The organism is Sphingopyxis jiangsuensis (genome assembly GCF_016734905.1).
GTDB classification, from domain to species: Bacteria; Pseudomonadota; Alphaproteobacteria; order Sphingomonadales; family Sphingomonadaceae; genus Sphingopyxis; species Sphingopyxis jiangsuensis.
Map to the genome: position 1 here is coordinate 768,221 of NZ_JAERPO010000001.1, position 19,371 is coordinate 787,591.

Annotated in this window: 17 protein-coding genes; 10 read left to right on the forward strand and 7 right to left on the reverse strand. The window is 63.9% G+C overall.

Features of this window, described 5'->3' with window-relative positions; all coding sequences use genetic code 11:
- Positions 1 to 7: 7 nt before the first annotated feature.
- Positions 8 to 2,008 carry a GMC family oxidoreductase N-terminal domain-containing protein gene (locus JI743_RS03845; RefSeq protein ID WP_201926094.1) on the reverse strand — a complete coding sequence of 667 codons (2,001 nt, stop codon included), beginning with the start codon at positions 2,006 to 2,008 and terminating at the stop codon, positions 8 to 10.
- Between the two features lie 245 nt (positions 2,009 to 2,253).
- On the opposite strand from JI743_RS03845, the gene JI743_RS03850 reads away from it, so the two are divergent.
- Both JI743_RS03850 and pth read left to right on the forward strand, forming a co-directional pair.
- The gene (locus JI743_RS03850) at positions 2,254 to 2,913 is read left to right on the forward strand and encodes a 50S ribosomal protein L25/general stress protein Ctc (RefSeq protein WP_201926096.1); all 660 of its coding nucleotides are present in this window, start codon (positions 2,254 to 2,256) and stop codon (positions 2,911 to 2,913) included.
- A gap of 69 nt (positions 2,914 to 2,982) precedes the next feature.
- A complete protein-coding gene (pth, locus tag JI743_RS03855; RefSeq protein ID WP_201926098.1) occupies positions 2,983 to 3,552 on the forward strand; it encodes an aminoacyl-tRNA hydrolase in 570 nt (189 codons plus the stop codon).
- Between the two features lie 253 nt (positions 3,553 to 3,805).
- Here pth and JI743_RS03860 read toward each other — a convergent pair whose 3' ends face one another.
- Positions 3,806 to 4,738 carry a phosphatase PAP2 family protein gene (locus tag JI743_RS03860; RefSeq protein WP_201926100.1) on the reverse strand — a complete coding sequence of 311 codons (933 nt, stop codon included), beginning with the start codon at positions 4,736 to 4,738 and terminating at the stop codon, positions 3,806 to 3,808.
- A gap of 243 nt (positions 4,739 to 4,981) precedes the next feature.
- Here JI743_RS03860 and JI743_RS03865 point away from each other — a divergent pair, with 243 nt between their 5' ends.
- A complete protein-coding gene (locus JI743_RS03865) occupies positions 4,982 to 5,968 on the forward strand; it encodes an SDR family oxidoreductase (RefSeq protein ID WP_201926103.1) in 987 nt (328 codons plus the stop codon).
- A 13-nt stretch (positions 5,969 to 5,981) separates the two neighbouring features.
- On the opposite strand, the gene JI743_RS03870 is transcribed toward JI743_RS03865, so the two are convergent.
- Entirely contained in the window at positions 5,982 to 6,626 is a 645-nt protein-coding gene (locus tag JI743_RS03870) for a CAP domain-containing protein (protein ID WP_201926105.1), read from the reverse strand.
- 133 nt (positions 6,627 to 6,759) lie between these two features.
- Here JI743_RS03870 and ychF point away from each other — a divergent pair, with 133 nt between their 5' ends.
- Positions 6,760 to 7,857 carry a redox-regulated ATPase YchF gene (gene ychF, locus JI743_RS03875; protein WP_201926107.1) on the forward strand — a complete coding sequence of 366 codons (1,098 nt, stop codon included), beginning with the start codon at positions 6,760 to 6,762 and terminating at the stop codon, positions 7,855 to 7,857.
- 196 nt (positions 7,858 to 8,053) lie between these two features.
- Here ychF and JI743_RS03880 read toward each other — a convergent pair whose 3' ends face one another.
- Positions 8,054 to 8,455 carry a MerR family transcriptional regulator gene (locus JI743_RS03880; RefSeq protein ID WP_201926109.1) on the reverse strand — a complete coding sequence of 134 codons (402 nt, stop codon included), beginning with the start codon at positions 8,453 to 8,455 and terminating at the stop codon, positions 8,054 to 8,056.
- A gap of 41 nt (positions 8,456 to 8,496) precedes the next feature.
- On the opposite strand from JI743_RS03880, the gene JI743_RS03885 reads away from it, so the two are divergent.
- The 5 genes from JI743_RS03885 (at position 8,497) to JI743_RS03905 (ending at position 14,325) form a co-directional block, all read left to right on the forward strand.
- Positions 8,497 to 9,234: a MauE/DoxX family redox-associated membrane protein gene (locus tag JI743_RS03885; protein ID WP_236659678.1), complete on the forward strand. Its 738-nt coding sequence runs from the start codon at positions 8,497 to 8,499 to the stop codon at positions 9,232 to 9,234.
- A complete protein-coding gene (locus JI743_RS03890) occupies positions 9,231 to 10,943 on the forward strand; it encodes a copper resistance system multicopper oxidase (RefSeq protein WP_201926111.1) in 1,713 nt (570 codons plus the stop codon). The genes JI743_RS03885 and JI743_RS03890 overlap by 4 nt, the downstream gene beginning before the upstream one ends.
- The gene (locus JI743_RS03895; RefSeq protein ID WP_330901894.1) at positions 10,940 to 11,923 is read left to right on the forward strand and encodes a copper resistance protein B; all 984 of its coding nucleotides are present in this window, start codon (positions 10,940 to 10,942) and stop codon (positions 11,921 to 11,923) included. Before JI743_RS03890 ends, JI743_RS03895 begins: the two co-directional genes overlap by 4 nt.
- 332 nt (positions 11,924 to 12,255) lie before the next feature.
- Positions 12,256 to 13,821: an alkaline phosphatase D family protein gene (locus JI743_RS03900; protein WP_201926113.1), complete on the forward strand. Its 1,566-nt coding sequence runs from the start codon at positions 12,256 to 12,258 to the stop codon at positions 13,819 to 13,821.
- A 51-nt stretch (positions 13,822 to 13,872) separates the two neighbouring features.
- A complete protein-coding gene (locus JI743_RS03905) occupies positions 13,873 to 14,325 on the forward strand; it encodes a MaoC family dehydratase (RefSeq protein ID WP_201926115.1) in 453 nt (150 codons plus the stop codon).
- Here JI743_RS03905 and JI743_RS03910 read toward each other — a convergent pair.
- The 3 genes from JI743_RS03910 to mutL all read right to left on the reverse strand — a co-directional run bounded on the left by JI743_RS03910 (position 14,322) and on the right by mutL (position 18,118).
- Positions 14,322 to 15,113 carry a DUF1206 domain-containing protein gene (locus JI743_RS03910; RefSeq protein ID WP_201926117.1) on the reverse strand — a complete coding sequence of 264 codons (792 nt, stop codon included), beginning with the start codon at positions 15,111 to 15,113 and terminating at the stop codon, positions 14,322 to 14,324. The two genes, JI743_RS03905 and JI743_RS03910, sit on opposite strands and share 4 nt — an antisense overlap.
- Positions 15,114 to 15,231: 118 nt before the next feature.
- Positions 15,232 to 16,278: an MBL fold metallo-hydrolase gene (locus tag JI743_RS03915; RefSeq protein ID WP_201926119.1), complete on the reverse strand. Its 1,047-nt coding sequence runs from the start codon at positions 16,276 to 16,278 to the stop codon at positions 15,232 to 15,234.
- 25 nt (positions 16,279 to 16,303) lie between these two features.
- Complete coding sequence (gene mutL / locus JI743_RS03920; RefSeq protein ID WP_201926121.1) at positions 16,304 to 18,118, reverse strand: DNA mismatch repair endonuclease MutL; 1,815 nt, start codon at positions 18,116 to 18,118, stop codon at positions 16,304 to 16,306.
- 192 nt (positions 18,119 to 18,310) lie between these two features.
- Here mutL and JI743_RS03925 point away from each other — a divergent pair, with 192 nt between their 5' ends.
- Positions 18,311 to 19,357 carry a rod shape-determining protein gene (locus JI743_RS03925; protein WP_201926123.1) on the forward strand — a complete coding sequence of 349 codons (1,047 nt, stop codon included), beginning with the start codon at positions 18,311 to 18,313 and terminating at the stop codon, positions 19,355 to 19,357.
- Positions 19,358 to 19,371 lie beyond the last annotated feature (14 nt).

Below are 19,371 nucleotides of genomic sequence, written 5' to 3' on the forward strand. Positions count from 1 at the left end.
CGGCCCCCTAACGGAAGGGATCACCCCGCCCGGTTGCATAATGCGCCATCGCCATCGTCGTCCATTGCGCGTTGACGCGGATGCAGCTGGGGAAAACGCTCGCGTCGGTGACGAGCACATTGGTCGTGCCATGGACGCGACAGGCGGGGTCGACGACGCCGTGCTGCGGGTTTTCGTGCATCGCATTGCCGCCGTGCGGGTGGCTGCTCGACAGCGTCACATCGTCCTGCTCGCGGATCGCAGCGGCGAAAAAGCCGTCGATGTCCATGTCGGGCGTCACCTTTTGCCCCTTCGCCAGCGCAGGATAACATTCGATCGCTCCCGCGGCGAAATGCACCTTGGTCAGCGTCGCCATCGCGCGGCGGAGCAGCGGCAGGTCGTCCTGCGTGTCGAGCCGGAACTTCAGCTTGCCGTCGTCGATCTGCCCGCGCCGGTCGGCGGGGACAAGCACGCCCGCCGAATGGACGCGTCCGTAATTTTTCATCCGCGCGGCATGATCGGCGAACCAGCCGGGCATCAGCGACGCCATCGACATCGGCGGCTGAAAATGGCTTTCGAGAAGGAAGTCGCCGCAGTCGACATAGCTCGACATCTGGTCCTCGTCCCACGCACTGCCGCCGACGCCCTCGGGCATCAGCGCGACGACGGGCGAGGCGACGTTGAGCGACACCTGATAGCCCGTGCCGTCGATGTCGCTGCGGTCGAGCAGCTTCGACGAGGCGATGGCGCCCGCCGCGACAACTACGCCGACGCGCGCGCCGACGATCCGCCGCGACCCGTCGGGCAGCACCAGCCGGACCGCCTCGGCCTCGCGCCGGCCGTCATAGGCGGTCTGCCACAGGATGCGGTCGGCCTTGGTGCCGGGCAGGATGCGCGCGCCATGGTCGCGGCACGCCTCGGGCAAATAGGTCTGCGCGACGCCCATGCGGCGCCCATAGGCGCAGCCCGAATTGCAATAGCCGCAATAGGCGCAGGCGTTCGGCGTCCCCGGCGGCCCGAAATTCTTGTCGAACCAGTCGGCGACCGCGCGCGCATCCTTGGGGTCGGCCGAGGTCGCGGCATAGGCATGCCACCCGTTCATCAGGTGCGGGCCGTTGTGCCGCCCGCTCCGCGGCTCGATCCGCGCGATGCCGAGCTTCGCCTGCACCGCGTCATAACTCGCGTCGAACGCCGCGCGGTCGACCGGCGCGCCGATGCTCGCCCATTCTGCCAGCACGTCGAGCGCGTCGGGATGCGTGCGCCCCTCCTCGTTGACGCGCAGGCAGATGCCGTTGTTGATCGTCGACGATCCGCCGACGCAGCGCCCCTGGAACACCACGAAATCGCGGTTCGTCGTCGTCTGCACCGCGCCATGCTTGTAAAGCCGCGCGATCATGTCGAGCTCGTGATGCGTGATCGCGGGCGACGGGTAAAAGGGCCCCGCCTCGACGATCAGCACCTTATAACCCTGCGCCGCAATATTACAGGCCGCGACCGCGCCCCCCGCACCCGACCCGACAACAATCACGTCATAGCGGTCGTCGAGGCTGTCGGCATCCAATATATGCGCGGGATCGATCTCGCGCCCCTCGACGCGGGTGATCGGCATCTCGCCGGGACCGCGCGCACGAAATTTCGGGAGCGCAAAGCCGATCTGGCGATGCACCGGGTTGCCGACATTCTGATCCTCGCCGCCCGGCAGCCAATGGCCGTAGTAACAGGCATAGATGATGCCGCGCAGCCGCCCCATGTCCTGGAACAGGTCGATCTGGCTGTCGCGCAGCCGGTCCTCGATCCGCGCGACGCGCGTTGCGACGCCGACCTCGCTGAACATCGGCCCGAGGACGAATTCGGTCGCGGCAAGCGAGACGCGCATCTCCTCGAGCTTGGTCCCGCCGACCTTACCGAACAGTTCGGCGACATTTGCCACGACCTGATCGGCGCTGATCGCCATTTCGGCGCCGTGAAACAGCGCTTCGGTCAATGCCTTCAGGAATTTGAGCTGCCCATGCCCGAATGGTGCCGCCATCGCCCCGTCCCCTGCTCACCCTGCATCCACGATGGCGCCTTATCATGGGGCGAGGCAAGGCATATTGTACCGAAACGGCGGGAACGGGATGCGAAGCGAAGGTTCCGAATCCCTTCCGCCGACGAAAGCCTGGCACCAGAGACGCGCTTGCTTTTGGGTCCGTTCCCCGCTATGCGCCCGCGCTTCCGTCATGGTCATCCCTGGAGGCGTGGCGGAACTGTGTAACTGTTTCTCGGAGAAATGATATGAGCGATCAGCTGACGCTGACGGCCGAGACGCGCGAACGCGGAGGCAAGGGAGCCTCGCGTGACCTGCGTCGCAATGGCCGCGTCCCCGCCGTCGTCTATGGCGGCAAAGAAGAACCCTTGATGATCCATGTCGAAGAAAAGCTGCTGATGAAGCAGCTGATGACGGGTCACTTCATGAACTCGGTCGTGATGATCGATGTTGGCGGCAAGCAGATCCGCACGCTGCCCAAGGACGTCGCTTTCCACCCGGTCAAGGATCGCCCGGTCCACGCCGACTTCCTGCGCATCGCCAAGGATGCCAAGGTGCAGGTCGCGATTCCGGTCGTGTTCCAGAACGAAGAAAAGTCGCCCGGCCTGAAGCGCGGCGGCGTGCTCAACATCGTTCGCCACGAGCTCGAGCTCGTTTGCGATGCGGACAAGATGCCCGACGAAATCGCGATCGACGTCACCGGTTTTGACGTGGGCGATTCGATCCACATCAGCAACGTGACGCTGCCGAAGGGCGTCGAAAGCGCGATCACCGACCGCGACTTCACCATCGCCACCATCGTTGCCCCGTCGGCGCTCAAATCGAGCGATGGCGATACGTCGAAGGACGAAGGCGAGGCCGAAGCCGAAGGCGGCGAAGACGCAGCCGAGGGCGGCGAAGAAGCCTGATCCACCGGACTCGCCCCTTCCCCTGCGTGGGAAGGGGCGATCCCCGACAGAGCCGGGAGGGACGCCGCCATGCAGCTCTGGGTCGGCCTCGGCAATCCCGGGCCGCAATATTCCATGCACCGCCACAATGTCGGCTTCATGGCGCTCGACGTCATCGCCGACATGCACGGATATCCCGCGCCCGCGAAGAAATTCCAGGGCTGGCTTCAGGATGGGCGCATCGGTTCGCAGCGTATCTTGCTGCTCAAGCCCGGTACCTTCATGAACGAAAGCGGGCGCAGCGTGCGCGCCGCGATGGATTTCTTCAAACTGACGCCGCAGGGCGTCACCGCATTTTACGACGAACTCGACCTTGCGCCGATGAAGGTGAAGGTCAAGCAGGGCGGCGGTGCGGCGGGCCATAACGGCATCCGCAGCATGATCGCGCATATCGGCGACGATTTCCGCCGCGTGCGCATCGGCATCGGACATCCGGGGCACAAGGACCGCGTGACCGGCCATGTCCTCGGCAATTATCACAAGAGCGAGATCGAACCGCTGACCGACCTGCTCGGCGCCATCGCGGCTGAAGCGCCGTGGCTGGCGGATGGCGACGAGGTGCGCTTCCAGAACGACCTGGCGCTGCGGCTCAACGGTTGAGCATTTTTATTTCGTCACGCCGGATTTGATTGGAGCAAATATCAGTTGCACAACTGCGCTGTCGCAGACCGTCGCGCCGACTGCTTCCGATCACCTTAACAATCGCAGCGACACGTTGAGGCGGAAATCCCGCTGCCAGCAATCCCTACGTCCAGTATGACGACGGACCGAACAATTTAGAGAGCCAACTACAACGACGATCGAGACGCGCGAAATGCCGTTCGCGAGCGCGCTTATCGCGACTTATGCGACGTCATCGCGAACGCAGGCGGTTCAGCGTAATTCGAAAAGCATGAACGGCACGCACTCCATGACCATCCATCGCAACGCGGTGATTGTCACGCTCAGCCTCGCTAGACCGACGGCGAGATGAAGACCAAATCGCCGCTACCCCGATAACGGCGACGATGCCATCGATCGCATAGTGCCAGCCAAGATGGACCGACCCGACCGCGATAAACGCGAAAAAGGGAACGGTTAGAATCCGCAATTTCGGAAAGCAGAGGACATAAAGCCACGCCATTGCGACGTGCATCGACGGCATGGCTGAAATGCCCTGTCCAACATTGGCGGCCCTGTTGACATAGCCCTCGCGGAGATAGGCCGACGCAGCGTGTGCAAAAGGGGCGTTCGCAGGGAGGAACGATTGCCCGCCGACCAGATCGCCGAATATCGGGCCAACAGACGAAAATGCGGTTGCGATGACAAGACCAAGCAATGACCATGCCGCAAGGTAGCTGACGAAAAATCGCCGCTTCGTTTCTTCGGGGGCGAACATTCCGACAATGAGAATCGTCGCTAGCAGCATCGGCAACCATAGGAAATAAACGAAGTCTATGGCCGGTGTGACGAACGACGGAATGATTTTGTGTGACAGTTCCCAAGGTTTGCCGAAGAACAGCACTGTGTCCATTTGGGTAAACAAGTCATCGGCCCAGAACGGATTAACGGTCGGTATCTGTGATTTCAGCACGCCGAAGCTCGCTGAGAATGCGAGGGCCGCTGATACGAGCGCACCGTCCCATAGCGCCATTACTACTGGCCAGCTGTTTGCTTCTGCTCGACGGAACACAAATGCGGCGAGGAATCTCGCGCCGTGAAGCAGGGCGACCAACCCTGAAAGTGTAACTGCAAGGACGATAAGGTCGAAACGGGGCGCGCCAACATGCGCTGCGAACAGGGTCACAAGCAAACTAAACAGAATGCAGGACAGACGCCAAGGCATTACTCATTGTGCCTGAATTTTCTGGCGCGGCAAGTCGTGGCTTGGATTGGATCTTCTCGGCGTCCGTTGCGCTGCGCCGGGAAGCTAGATTTCGGATCAAACCTTGAATGATATGATGGCGAACCGAAGCCCTGATTGCGACTCCCCCTCCCATTTGGATGCGCTGCAAAATTGAGGCATGGTCGCGGGCGAAAGGAATCGCTCATGACCGACCGCCCTTCCCCTTCCCGCCGCGAGTTGATGATCGGAGCGGCTGCGCTGACGGCCGCGGCACCCGCCATACTCCGCGCCCAGGAGGCGCCTTCGCTCAAAGGCCGAACTGTCCTTATCACCGGCTGTTCGAGCGGCTTCGGGCGGCTCGGCGCGCTGCATTATGCACGGCTAGGCGCGAAGGTGATCGCGACGATGCGGGGGGTGCCGCGGCCCGAGGCGGAAAGCCTTGCCGGCGAAGCGGCGAAGGACCGACTCGACCTTCATATCGTCGAAATCGACGTGACCAGCGACGCCTCGGTCGCGGGCGGCGCCGCAAAGGCGCTCGAGATTGCGGACGGGCGCATCGACACGCTGGTCAACAATGCAGGCATCGGCATCACCGGGCCGGTCGAGGTGCAGGATATGGAAGCGACCAAGCTGATCTTCGACACCAATGTTTTCGGTATCCAGCGGATGCTGCGCGCGCTGCTACCGCAGATGCGCGCGGCAAAGGTCGGCCAGATTTTCAATATCTCGTCGCAACTCGGGCGCGTCATCATCCCCGGCGGCGGCCATTATTCGGCCACCAAATTTGCGGTCGAGGCGCTGTCCGAGCAGCTTGCATACGAGTTGGTGCCGCACGGCATCGACGTGACGATCATCCAGCCCGGCGGCTATCCGACCAAGGTCTGGGTCAATCGCAACGCCTATACCGGCGCGCTCAAAGAACGGAGCGAGCCTGCGCTGCTCGCGGCCTACGAACCCTTTACGCGCGGCATGGGAACGGAAGACGGCAGCGGACGCAGCGCCGACCCGATGGACGTCCCGCGCGCAATTGCCGAGATCATGGCGATGCCGGTGGGCAAGCGCCCGCTACGCCGCGCGGTGCACCCGGGCAACAAGCCGCAGGAAGCAATCAATCGCGTGTCGGCAGAAACGCAGCTTGCCTGGCTCGGCGGCAGCGCCCTCGGTCCACTCGTCAAGGCGGTCCACGACTGATCGCCCGCGCGCGTCACCGCTTGGGCGGTGGGGGCGGCGATCCGTCGGGCGTTTGCGACATCATGATCACGCACATCGTGCGATGGACCGGGTGGCGGCCGCACGCGACGCCGGCATAGCGGTGCGTCGCGCGGAGCAGGCTGTGCCGATGACCGCGCCCCGGAACGCCATCGTCGATCAGCAACTGATGGACGACACCGGCGGGTTCGTGATGGCCATAAGTGATCACTTCGTTGACATAGGGGCCGCCGCCGCGCGCCTTCATCCGCTCGCCGGGACCGCGGCCGCGCGAGTAATGGCCGACCGCGCCCGAGCGCGACTGGTCGGCGACATGGTCGGCAGCCGCACGCGCCAGCATATCGCTCGGATCGAGGCGCGGCAGCGGTCGCTCGCCGCGAAGGTCGCGGATCGCTTCGTCGACGGCGGATACGCCCTCATTGGTCAAAATGTCGATTTCGCCATTGCCGTTGCCGCGCAGCAACCGCCCCTCGAAACGCGGGCGATAGCCGCGCAATACGTCAGCGTAGCCCGCCGGATCGCCGCGAAAGCGATTGAGTTCGCCGAGCACGACTGCCTCGAACCTGTTTGGCGCCGCGGCGACGGTCGTTGCCAGTGCGAGCGCCGCGATTGCGACGGTCGGGAAGAGATAGGAACGCATGGCTGCGCAATAGAAGCCCAAGGCTGAACATTTGGCAACTGCCGCATTCGCCCACAAAGGCTGGCGCGCGCGACCTTGAGGCGCTAGGGGCGCGGGCAACGACCGGCGCGACGCCGGACCTCATGGAGTGTTTATGGGTTTCAAATGCGGGATCGTCGGGCTGCCCAATGTCGGCAAGTCCACGCTGTTCAATGCGCTGACCGAGACGCAGGCAGCGCAGGCGGCGAATTATCCCTTTTGCACGATCGAGCCGAACATCGGCAATGTCGCCGTCCCCGACGAGCGGCTCGACAAGCTCGCAGCCATTGCGTCGAGCCAGAAGATCATCCCGACGCAACTTGCCTTCGTCGACATCGCCGGCCTCGTGCGCGGGGCGTCGAAGGGCGAAGGACTGGGCAACCAGTTCCTCGGCAACATCCGCGAGGTCGACGCGATCGTTCATGTGCTGCGCTGTTTCGAGGATGACGACATCCAGCATGTCGAGAACAAGGTCGATCCCGTCGCCGATGCCGAGACGGTCGAGACCGAGCTGCTGCTCGCCGACCTCGAAAGTCTGGAAAAGCGCGTTCCCGCCTTCCAGAAAAAGGCGACCGGCGGCGACAAGGAAGCCAAGGCGGCCGCGTCGGTGCTCGGCCAGGCGCTCGATCTGCTGCGCGCCGGCAAACCTGCGCGGCTGACCGAACCCAAGGATGTCGAGGAGGAACGCATCCTCAAGCAAGCGCAGCTGCTGACCACCAAGCCCGTGCTGTATGTCTGCAACGTCGACGAGGCGAAGGCAGCCGATGGCAACGCCCACAGCGCTGCGGTCTTCGCACGCGCCGAGGCGGAGGGCGCGCAGGCGGTCATCGTGTCGGCGGCGATCGAGGCCGAGTTGGTCGGCATGGACGCCGACGAGCGCATGCTGTTCCTCGAAGAAATGGGCCTCCATGAAACCGGCCTCGCGCGCGTGATCCGCGCAGGCTATGAGCTGCTCCACCTTTTGACCTTCTTCACCGTCGGGCCGAAGGAAGCGCGCGCGTGGACCGTCCACAAGGGCGCGACCGCTCCAGAAGCAGCGGGTGAGATCCATAGCGACTTCCAGAAGGGCTTCATCCGCGCCGAGACCATCGCCTATGCCGACTATGTCGCGCTCGGCGGCGAAGCCAAGGCGCGCGAGGCCGGAAAGCTGCGCGCCGAGGGCAAGGCCTATGTCGTGCAGGACGGCGACGTGATGCACTTCCTGCATAGCTAGACGTCGCTACTACCACGTCCGCATGGGCGAGAAGCGGGCATCACCAACTTTCGTCGTTCCCGCGAAAGCGGGAACCCAGAGTGGGGGCAGCCTACGCTCGCCCTGGGTTCGCGCCTTCGCCGGTATGACGATATGTGGTGGGAGACGATGACATCGATCGCCCGAAATCCGCCTTTGTCAAAGATTAGCCTGAGTCTTACCCCTCGAACGCCGCCAATATCGGGCATGGCCCCTTGTCGCTCGCGGCGCATTGATCGGCAAGACGCGCCAGGGCAGCGCGGGTCTCGGTCATTTGGGCGATCTTTTCGTCGAGCACATCAATGCGCTGCCGCGCCAACGCACGCACGCGCGGTCGGTCGTCGCTCTGTTCGAGCGCGAGTAGCTCGCCGATTTCGTCGAGCGTAAAACCCGATGCCTGCGCCGAGCGAATGAATTTCAGGCGGCGGACGTCATTTTCGTCATAGCGGCGGATACCCCCGCTCCACCCGTCGCCACCGCTGCGCGCGGGTGTGCCGAGCAACCCACGACGTTGATAATAGCGGATAGTTTCTACCCCGACCCCGCCCGCTTTCGCAAATTTGCCGATCGTCAATTGCACTGCTTGACTCCGTACTATAGTACGGACGCTATATGGGCGGCATGACACAGCAAGCAACCCTCTATCGCATGGTCATGTCCGACCATATCTGTCCCTACGGTCTCAAGGCACTCCACCTGCTCAAACGCAAAGGCTATGCGGTCGACGACCGTTGGCTGACGACACGGGCCGAGACCGACGCCTTCAAGGCAAAGCATGATGTGAAGACCACGCCGCAAATCTTTATCGACGGGCAACGGATCGGCGGCCACGACGACCTCCGCCGACACTTTGGCCTGAAAGTCGCCGACCCCGACGCCACTACCTATACGCCCGTGATGGCGCTGTTCGCGATGACCGCGTTGATGGCGCTTGCGACCAGTTTTGCGGCCTATGGCGACGCCTTCACGGTCCGCGCCGCTGAATGGTTCATTTCGTTCAGCATGATCGTGCTTGCGCTGCTCAAGCTGCAGGACGTCGAAAAGTTTGCGACGATGTTCCTGAATTACGACCTGCTCGCGCGCCGCTGGGTGCCTTATGGCCGCATCTATCCCTTTGCCGAAGGGCTGGCGGGCGTGCTGATGACCGCGCACGCGCTACCGTGGCTGTCGATCCCGGTCGCGCTGTTCATAGCGAGCATCGGTGCGGTCTCGGTATTCAAGGCGGTCTATATCGACAAGCGCGACATCAAATGCGCATGCGTCGGCGGCAGCAGCAAGGTTCCGCTCGGCTTTGTATCGCTGACCGAAAATCTGATGATGATCGGCATGGCGCTCTGGATGCTGAGGATGGTGGTATGACACGGATGATCGACCGCCGCGCCTTGCTTGCGGTTGGAGGCGCGGCCGCGCTGGCACCATGGCTTCCGCTGTGGGCCCGGCCGGTCTCGTTGGGTTTGCCGACGGTGAGCGGAACCGACATCCGGCTGAAGATTGCGCACCGCATGCTGACCATCGACGGGCGGACGAGCCATGCAATCGGGATCAACGGAACGATCCCCGGCCCGCTCGTGCGGTTGCGGGAAGGCACGACCGCGCGGCTGCACGTCGAAAATGCACTGGACGAAGACAGTTCGATCCACTGGCACGGGCTGATCCTGCCCTTTCATATGGACGGCGTGCCGGGGATCAGCTTTCCCGGCATCGCACCGGGCACGACCTTCACCTATGAATTTCCGGTCCAGCAGTCAGGCACCTATTGGTATCACAGCCATTCGGGGCTGCAGGAGCAACTCGGCCACTATGGGCCAATCGTGATCGACCCCGCCGGCCCCGACCCGGTCGAACATGACCGCGAGCATGTCATCGTCCTGTCCGACCACAGCCCGATGCACCCGCATGTCATCTTCAAGAAGCTCAAGCAGATGGGCGGATATTTCAACCGTCAGAAACAGACGCTCGGCGGATTGATCGCGGGCGAGGACCAGACGCTCGGGGAGCGGCTGCGGTGGGGCGCGATGCGGATGGACCCGACCGACATCAGCGACGTCACCGCCGCCGCCTACACCTATCTGGTCAACGGACACGGCCCGCAGGACAATTGGACCGGGCTGTTCCGGCCGGGCGAGCGCGTGCGGCTGCGCATCATCAACGCCTCCGCCATGTCGATCTTCAATGTCCGGATCCCCGGCCTCAAGATGATCGTCGTACAGGCCGACGGACTGAACGTCCGCCCCGTAACGGTCGGCGAGTTCCAGATCGGCGTCGCCGAGACCTATGACGTCATCGTCGTGCCCGAGGATCGCGCCTATACGCTGGTTGGCGAGACCAGCGATCGATCGGGAATGGCGCGCGCGACGCTGGCGCCGCGCGCCGGCATGACCGCGCCGGTACCCCCGCTTCGCAAACGCCCGCTCGCCACGATGAAGGACATGGGAATGGGTGCGATGGGCGGCATGGATCATGCAACAATGGACCATGGCGCGATGGACCATGGTGGCGATCATGGCGCGATGAAACACAGTATGCGCGACATGGACCTCGCCCCGACCGTCAAGGACACCCCCGCGGTCCAGAGCATTTCGCCGATGGCGGTCGACCGCACCGGCGAGGCCGGACAAGGCCTCGAGGATGTGGAGGACGCGCTGACCTATCGCGATCTCGTCGCGCTCGACCGCAACCCCGATACGCGGACGCCTTCACGATCGATGGAGATCCATCTGACCGGCAATATGGAACGCTATATGTGGGCGTTCGACGGGGTGAAGATGAACGCGGTCAAAGACCCGATCCCCTTCCGGCTGGGCGAGCGCGTGCGCGTGACACTGGTCAACGACACGATGATGACCCACCCCATCCACCTGCACGGCCATTTTTTCGAACTGGTGACCGGAAAGGGCGACCATGCGCCGCGCAAACATACGGTCAATGTCCAGCCCGGCGGCAAGGTGACGTTCGATCTGACCGCCGACGCGCCGGGCGACTGGGCCTTTCACTGCCACCTCCTCTATCACATGCACGCCGGAATGATGCAGGTCGTTACCGTCCGCGCGCCGGAGGATGCTGCATGAGCATGATCGCCCTCCTGTTCGCCGCGGCACAGCCGCCGCATGCCGGCCATGTACCCCCGCCTGCCCTTGCCTGTACGCCGGACCATGCAGCGATGGGGCATTGCACAATGCCCGAACCTCCCGCCGCTTCGCCGCCGCCGAGCAGCGGCTGCACTGCAGAACACGCTGCGATGGGCCATTGCAAGTCCGACACCCCTTCTGCCGAAGTGGCGGACCCGCATGGCAGCCATGACAATCCCCCCGGAAACGAGGCTGCGCCCGCTCCACCGCGCGTCGACGCCGCCGACACCATATTCGGCGCCGACGCGATGCGAGGACCGCGCGAGCGCCTCTATGCCGAGCATGGCGGCGGCAAATTTTCCAAGCTGATGATCGACGAAGCCGAATGGCGCGCCGGGCAAGGCTCCGACGGTTATGCTTGGGACGCCGAAGCTTGGATTGGGGGCGACATCGATCGGCTGGTGCTGAAAAGCGAGGGAGAAGGCGCTTTCGGTGGAGATTTCGAGGGCGGCGAGGCGCAGGCATTGTGGAGCCACGCCATCGGACCCTATTTCGACGTGCAAGCAGGCGTTCGCCAGGATTTCGGTCCCGGCGCTTCGCCAACCCATGCCGTATTGGGCATCGAGGGACTGGCCCCCTATTGGTTCGAGGTCGAGGGCGCGCTGTTCGTGTCGCACAAGGGCGATGTGACCGCGCGGTTCGAGGCCAGCTATGACCAGCGCATCACGCAGCGGCTGATCGCGCAACCTATGGCCGAGGCCGATTTCGCGATGCAGAACGTCACCGAGACCGGTGTCGGCGCGGGGCTGTCGAGCATCGAACTGGGGCTACGCCTGCGCTACGAATTTGTGCGCGAGTTTGCACCCTATGTCGGCGTCGTTTGGGAACGCAAGATCGGCCGCACCGCGCGGCTGGCGCGCAGCGCAGGCGAGGATGCGTCGCGCCCGTCGTTTGTCGCCGGGGTACGTTTCTGGTTCTAGCGTCAAGACCCATTAATTACGCGTTCGAGGTTTGAAGCGATTTTGTTCAGTGCGAGGAAGCAAGACGACGGAATATGTCGATATTTCAAGGCTTGCCGACGAAGCATTGGACAAAATCGGTCAAATCCCGGAGGGACGCCGAAATGGCCTCGATCTCGCGCCCGTGCGGCCTTGCGGGTAGCGATGCTACCCGCTGCACCCGCCCGGACCCGAAATCTTCGCCATTTCGACGCCTCGAACACGTAATTAATGGGTCTTGGCCCTAGGACAGTTGCGGTGGCGCGCCGCTCGGCTATCGACGGTTGGTCGATTCGCCCACACGGAGCCGCACCATGTTCAGCCGTCGCCATTTTATCGCCGGGGCAACGCTTGCCGGCTTGTCGGCTCCCGCCATCGTCCGCGCGCAAAAGCTGTTTCGCGACTTTCCTTTCAGCCTCGGCGTCGCAGCGGGCGACCCGGCGAGCGACGGTTTCGTTATCTGGACGCGGCTCGCGCCCGACCCGATGGAGCGCCACGGCGGAATGCCGCTGTCGAATGTTCCGGTCGAGTGGGAAGTGTCGCCCGACAGCGGTTTTCGCGAGATCGCGGCGAAGGGGACGGTGCTTGCACGGCCCGAACTCGCGCATGCGGTGCATGTCGAGGTGGCTGGGCTCAAGCCCGACCGCCCCTATTATTACCGTTTCACCGCGGGCGGCGAGCGCAGCCTGCGCGGGCGCGCGCGCACCCTGCCCGGCCCCGGCGCGCGCGTCGATGCGCTGAAATTTGGCGTCGCAGGATGCCAGCACCTCGAATCGGGCTATTACGGCACCTATCGCCACATGGCGCGCGAGGATCTGGCCTTCGTCTATCATTATGGCGACTTCATCTATGAGTATCAGCAGGATTACCTCTTCCCCGACGGGCTGCCGGTGCGGCCGGTGCGCCGCTATGCCCAGCGCGCGCTGTTCGACCTGACCGATTTCCGCCTCGCCTATTCACAGACGCTGCTCGACATCGACCAGCAGGCGGTGCGCGCGCAGCATGCCCATCTGGCGAGCTTCGACGATCATGAGGTGATCAACGACTGGGTGTCCGACGTCGACAATTGGCGGCTCGACCTGCCCGGAAACAACCCCGACGCCGCGCCTGGCGATGTCTTCATGCTCAAGAAGGCGGCGGCGATGCAGGCATGGTACGAGCATATGCCGGTGCGCCGCGCGCTGTTGCCGCGCGGCGGCATGGTCGCGATGCACCGCGAATTTCGCTATGGCGACCTGATGGCGATGCAGTTGCTCGACACGCGCCAGTATCGCGACGACCAGCCGTGCGGCGACGGCTTCAAGCCTGCCTGCCCCGAAGTGTTCGCCAAGGATGCCGAGGTGCTCGGCAAGGCGCAGGAGCAATGGCTCGCGCGCAACCTGTCGCAAGGCGGCGCGACATGGAACGCGATCGCGCAGCAGGTGACGATGATGTCGCTCGACCGACGGCGGCGCGCCGACGAACCCGAGAAGATCGTCAACCTCGACAGCTGGGCAGGCTATGAGGCGCCGCGTCAGCGTATCCTGTCGCGCCTTGCGGGCCTAGACAATTGTATCGTGCTGACCGGCGACGAACATCAGAACTTCTGCGGCGACCTTGTCCAACGCGACAAGGTGGTCGGCGCCGAATTCGTCGCGACGTCGATCTCGAGCGGCGGCGACGGCAGCGACCAGCGCCGCGGCACCGACGAGTTTCTGAAACTCAATCCCGAACTCAAATTTGCCAACGATCAACGCGGCTATCTCGTTTGCGAGGTAAATCGCGAGGCGTGGCAGACCCATTATATGGTCGTCGACCGGGTGACGGTGCCCGAAAACAGCCTGTCGAAACGCGCGACGGGCGTAGTCGAACGCGGGGTGGCGGGCGTAAGAATGGCGTGATGCCAATCGACGCCTTGCCAAAGCGACGTGAGACACGGCATAGGCGCATCCATGCTGCACTATGAAGATATCGAAGTCGGTCGCATCGAGCGGTTCGGAAACAAGCTCGTCGACCGCGAGGACGTGATCGATTTCGCGAGCAAGTTCGATCCGCAACCCTTTCACCTCGACGACGATGCGGCGGCGAAGACCTATTTCGGCAGATTGTCGGCAAGTGGTTGGCACACCGCGTCGATGGCGATGCGGATGATGGTCGATCATATGACCGAGCGCAAACAGGCTGGCCTCGGCTCACCAGGCATCGACGAGCTACGCTGGCTGAAACCCGTCTATCCGGGCGATACGCTGCGCTGCGAAACCGAAGTGCTCGAAAAGCGCCGCTCGGAAAGTCGTCCCGACATGGGGATTTTCAAGTCAAAGCTCACGGTGTTCAACCAGAATGACGAGCCCGTCATGACGATGCGCTCGAACGGCCTGATCCGCGTGCGCGGCGACAAGGATTAGCGAACAGCGGCCTTGAACCGCGCGACGACATCCTCATTCCGTATCCGGCGCCAGCGTGTTTCGACGAGACTCAATAGGCCGAACATCGCAAGGCCGAGGATGACGAAGGCATAGATCAGCGGCTGGCCGCGCAGCGCGCTGAGCGCATCGTCAAGACCTTTGACGTGGTGCGCCTGTGCGAACCATCCGGCGCTGAGCAGCGAATAACCGACGATGGCGAACACAACCGCACGGGCCGCGGTGCCCGCCTGCCCGACCGGGCACACCCACGAGGGCGCGCGGGGGTCTATGTCGGCCATGAAGCTCGCGGTCCAGGCCTTGCGCCCCTGATGAAGGGCCGCGAGCAGAAAGGCTGCGCCAAGGATTCCCAGCAAGGTTCCGCCGAACGGAAGCTCCAGAATGAAGCGCGCGACGCCTTTTTCGGTCTCGCCACCTTCCTGCGAACGCCCATTCAGCAGCTTGAGCGCCAGCCATGCCAAGGCCAGATGCGCGAGCGCGCTGCCGGCATAGCCCGTACGGATCGCGAGCGCTTTCGCATCGTCGCCCTTGCCTTCGCCATCGAATAGTGCGCAATGCAGGCGATAAATGCCATAAAAACATAGTCCGATTGCGAGCAGCGTAAGCAGGATTCCACCCGCAGGCATCGTTTGGACATAGCGAAGCACGCCGACGGTGCCTTCGTCGCGCGTCCCGGTCGCAAAGGCGAGATAGGCCAGCAGCAAGTAGACGACCCCTCGCGCAAACCATCCCGCGCGTGCAAAGGTCTCGAGCCTCCGGAGGCGGTCCATGTTCAACGATGTTCCCCTGTCGTTACGTTCCTTTCTCGAACGTGTTGCGCGCGCGCAGGTTCCGCCGACGCCGCGGACGGATTATCGGGCGAGCTCCGTTGAAACCGCGTTGATGCAGTCAGTTTGCGGGCGGCGATGCCTCGACGGGATAGGCCGCGTCGCGCCACGCCTTCATTCCACCGTCGAGCGCGGTGGCGCGTTCGAAACCCAGTTCGCGCAGCGTCGCTGCCGCAAGGGTCGATATCTTGCCAAATTCGCAAATCGTCAGGATCTCGACGCTGGGGTCGGGCAGCAGCTCGTTGACGCGCAGTTCGAGTTGTCCGCGCGGAAGGTGCATAGCGCCCGGAACATGGCCCGCCGCAAAGGCATCCTTTTCGCGCACGTCGAGGACGACGAAGTCATTGGGCCGCGCGGCAATGCGGCGGTCGAGTTCTTCGAGTGCCATGAAGGGCACGCGCGCGCTCGCCTCGACGAGAAGTTGGCGGACCGTCTTGCCTCCCGACATGTTCGTGCGCAGCGCCTCGGTCAAATGGGTTGGCGCCGAAAGGTTTAGACTGTTCATCATCGCGACGAATTCGGCGCGGTCGGTTTTGGCGAGGCGCGGATTGGCGCGCCGCTCGTCGCCGATCGTGCTGTGCTCGCGCCCCTTATAGTCGTGCGCAGGGAACACCAGCGTGTCGTCGGGCAGGGCGAGCAGCTTGCCGAACAGGCTGTCGAACAATTGTTCGGGATCGCCACTCGGAAGGTCGGTACGCCCGGTCCCGCCGATGAGCAATGTGTCGCCGGTGAAAACACGGTCCTCGATATGAAGCGACATCGAGTCGCGCGTATGACCGGGCGTATGAAGGATCCGGACGCGCATTGCGCCAAGCGGAAGCATATGACCGTCGTCGACATGAAGGTCGACATAGGGCGACGGCGACAGGCGATGCATGACGATCGGAGCGCCGAACGCGCGTTTGAGGACCTGTGCCCCCGAGAAATGATCGGCATGGGTGTGGGTGTCGATGATGTAGCGGACCCGCAAGCCTTGTCTGGCAACCTCTCCGACATAGCGATCGGTGAGGTCGAGCGCGGGATCGATGATTGCCGCGGCGCAGGTGTCGAGACAGCCGACGATATAGGATTTGCACCCTTCGCCGTCACGAAAATCAGTAAAATACATAATTCCCTCCTCCAACCGTTCGCGCCTATTTCCTTCCGAATAGTTTCTCGACATCGTCCATTGCGAGCTTCACCCAGGTGGGGCGGCCGTGGTTGCACTGGCCCGAGTGCGGCGTGACTTCCATCTGGCGGAGGAGCGCGTTCATCTCGGTCACGTTCAGCGTGCGGCCGGCGCGGACCGAGCCGTGGCATGCCATCGTCGCCGCGACCAGTTCGAGCTTTTCGTTGAGGCCGAGCGCGGCGTCGTAGCCCGCAAGATCGTCGGCGATGTCGGTCACGAGCTTGCGACAGTCGATCGCGCCAAGCATCGCCGGGGTCGCGCGCACCATGACGGCGGCAGGACCGAAGCGTTCGAGTTCGACCCCAAGCGCCGCGAGTTGATAAGCCGCGGCTTCCAGCCGGTCGCAGGCGGGTTCGTCGAGTTCAACGACCTCGGGCATCAGTAGTCCCTGCGAAGCGACCGACTGTCCCGCCATGCCGCGCTTCAAGATTTCGAGCACGAGCCGCTCGTGCGCCGCATGCTGGTCGACAATCACCAGCCCGTCCTCGGCCTCTGCGACGATATAGGTTTTGGCGATCTGGCCGCGCGCGATGCCGAGCGGGTGGGCTACGGCGTCCGGTGGCGGCGCGACCGCGACTTCGGCGCGGCCTGCGACCGGCGCCGCGCTCGAAAAAGGCATTTGCCGGTCATAGACGCGCGCGATGTCGTCACCGACAGGGGGAACCTCTGCACCGAACAGGTGAACCGCAGGCTCGCCGGGACGTCCGAAGAGAAAGCCGGTCGCGGACGGCGGCGGCGCGACCGGTTCCTGCTGCCATGCGGCAAGCGCCGTCTCCGCTGGACGCTGGACGCTGCGAAAACCCTGCTCGTCGAGCGCGCGGCGCAGCCCGCCGACGATCATTCCGCGTACCAGTTGCGGATCGCGAAAACGCACCTCGGTCTTTGCCGGATGGACGTTCACATCGACCTCGCTCGTCGGCATGTCGAGGAACAGCGCGACGACCGGGTGGCGGTCGCGCGCGAGGAGATCGGCATAGGCGCCGCGCAGCGCGCCAACGAGCAGTCGGTCTTTCACGGGACGCCCGTTGACGAACAGATATTGGTGGTCGGCGATGCCGCGATTGTAGGTCGGCAGGCTGATGACGCCGCCCAGATGCACTTCGCCGCGATCGACATCGACGCCGATGCTGTTCTGCGCAAGTTCGCGCTGGGTGAGTGCGGCGACGCGCGCTAGGCGATCCTGACCGCCCTGCACGTCGAGGACGCGGCGGCCGTCATGCTCGACGGAAAAGCCAATCTCGGGCCGCGCCATCGCGAGCCGCCGCACGATATCGAGGCACGCGGCGTATTCGCTGCGCGCGCTGCGCAGGAACTTGCGCCGTGCAGGCACGCGCGCGAACAGATCCTCGACAAGGACGCGCGTCCCCTTGGCAAGCGCCGCCGGCCCTTCGGCGATCACCGCGCCATTGTCGACGACGCGCCTCCACCCGTCGCCACCCGCAGTGCGGCTTTCGAGCGTCAGCCGCGCGACGCTGGCAATCGACGGCAGCGCTTCTCCCCGAAAACCGAGCGTCGTCACATCCTCGATCGCATCGTCGGGCAGTTTCGAGGTCGCATGGCGTTCGAGCGCGAGCGCCATGTCGTCGGGCGTCATTCCGCAACCGTCGTCCTCGACTTCAAGCCGCGCGATCCCGCCCTCGGCGATTCGCACCGATATGCGAGTCGCACTCGCGTCGATGGCATTTTCAACCAGTTCTTTCAGCGCTGCGGCGGGTCTTTCGACCACTTCACCGGCTGCGATCCGATTTACGAGCGTTTCCGGCAGGCGGCGTATTGACATAATGGCTCTCCTAGCGCAGTCGGACGCAAATCGCGACCCACCCGCACAGCCTGATCATTTTATCCAGCCGCCCCACACGGAAGAGCCGGAATCTCCCCTGATTGGACCTGTCGCCGAACGGGACGCGCGGGCACCAAGACAGGGGCACGGTCCGCTTCGGGCCGCCGGCACCGATGACAGGAAGCAGTATCGATGTCCTTCTTTTCGCGTTGGTTCAAATTCAATTCCCAGGACATGGCCATCGACCTCGGCACCGCGAATACGGTGGTGTATGTCAGGGGTAAGGGCATTGTTCTCAACGAACCGTCGGTCGTGGCGGTCGAGACGCTGAACGGGGTCAAGCGGGTCAAGGCGGTCGGCGACGATGCCAAGCTGATGATGGGCAAGACCCCCGATAGCATCGAGGCGATCCGCCCGCTGCGTGACGGTGTGATCGCCGACATCGACGTCGCCGAGCAGATGATCAAGCACTTCATCACCAAGGTCCACGGCGGCAAGCCCAATGCGTTCCGCAGCCCCGAAATCGTGATCTGCGTGCCGTCGGGATCGACCAGCGTCGAACGCCGTGCGATCCGCGATGCCGCGTCGAACGCGGGCGCGAGCGAGGTGTGGCTGATCGAGGAGCCGATGGCCGCCGCCATCGGCGCCGACATGCCCGTTACCGAACCGATCGGGTCGATGGTCGTCGACATCGGCGGCGGCACGACCGAGGTTGCGGTGCTCAGCTTGCGCGGTCTCGCCTACACTACTTCGGTCCGCGCGGGCGGCGACAAGATGGACGAAGCGATCGTCTCCTATGTCCGCCGGCACCATAATCTGCTGATCGGCGAAACCACCGCCGAGCGCATCAAGAAGGATTTCGGCATCGCGCGCATCCCCGCCGACGGCACGGGCATGACGATCCACATCAAGGGGCGCGACCTCGTCAACGGCGTACCCAAGGAAATCTCGATCAACCAGGCGCAGATCGCCGAAGCGCTGTCGGAGCCGATCGGAACGATCGTCGAAGGCGTCCGCATCGCGCTCGAAAACACCGCCCCCGAACTCGCGGCCGACATCGTCGACCAGGGCATCGTGCTGACGGGCGGTGGCGCGCTGATCCGCGAGCTCGACGAGCTGCTCCGCGACGCGACGGGGCTTCCGGTCACGGTCGCCGACGACCCGCTGACCTGCGTCGCCATCGGCACCGGCCGCGCGATGGAGGACCCCGCATTCCGCGGCGTGCTGCAGCAAGCTTGATTCGGCGTATTTGA

Coding starts and splice junctions, on each gene's coding strand:
- JI743_RS03845 (WP_201926094.1), bottom strand. CDS start 2,008: ATGGCGGCACCATTCGGGCATGGGCAGCTCAAATTCCTGAAGGCATTG.
- JI743_RS03850 (WP_201926096.1), top strand. CDS start 2,254: ATGAGCGATCAGCTGACGCTGACGGCCGAGACGCGCGAACGCGGAGGC.
- pth (WP_201926098.1), top strand. CDS start 2,983: ATGCAGCTCTGGGTCGGCCTCGGCAATCCCGGGCCGCAATATTCCATG.
- JI743_RS03865 (WP_201926103.1), top strand. CDS start 4,982: ATGACCGACCGCCCTTCCCCTTCCCGCCGCGAGTTGATGATCGGAGCG.
- JI743_RS03870 (WP_201926105.1), bottom strand. CDS start 6,626: ATGCGTTCCTATCTCTTCCCGACCGTCGCAATCGCGGCGCTCGCACTG.
- ychF (WP_201926107.1), top strand. CDS start 6,760: ATGGGTTTCAAATGCGGGATCGTCGGGCTGCCCAATGTCGGCAAGTCC.
- JI743_RS03885 (WP_236659678.1), top strand. CDS start 8,497: ATGACACAGCAAGCAACCCTCTATCGCATGGTCATGTCCGACCATATC.
- JI743_RS03890 (WP_201926111.1), top strand. CDS start 9,231: ATGACACGGATGATCGACCGCCGCGCCTTGCTTGCGGTTGGAGGCGCG.
- JI743_RS03895 (WP_330901894.1), top strand. CDS start 10,940: ATGAGCATGATCGCCCTCCTGTTCGCCGCGGCACAGCCGCCGCATGCC.
- JI743_RS03900 (WP_201926113.1), top strand. CDS start 12,256: ATGTTCAGCCGTCGCCATTTTATCGCCGGGGCAACGCTTGCCGGCTTG.
- JI743_RS03905 (WP_201926115.1), top strand. CDS start 13,873: ATGCTGCACTATGAAGATATCGAAGTCGGTCGCATCGAGCGGTTCGGA.
- JI743_RS03910 (WP_201926117.1), bottom strand. CDS start 15,113: ATGGACCGCCTCCGGAGGCTCGAGACCTTTGCACGCGCGGGATGGTTT.
- JI743_RS03915 (WP_201926119.1), bottom strand. CDS start 16,278: ATGTATTTTACTGATTTTCGTGACGGCGAAGGGTGCAAATCCTATATC.
- mutL (WP_201926121.1), bottom strand. CDS start 18,118: ATGTCAATACGCCGCCTGCCGGAAACGCTCGTAAATCGGATCGCAGCC.
- JI743_RS03925 (WP_201926123.1), top strand. CDS start 18,311: ATGTCCTTCTTTTCGCGTTGGTTCAAATTCAATTCCCAGGACATGGCC.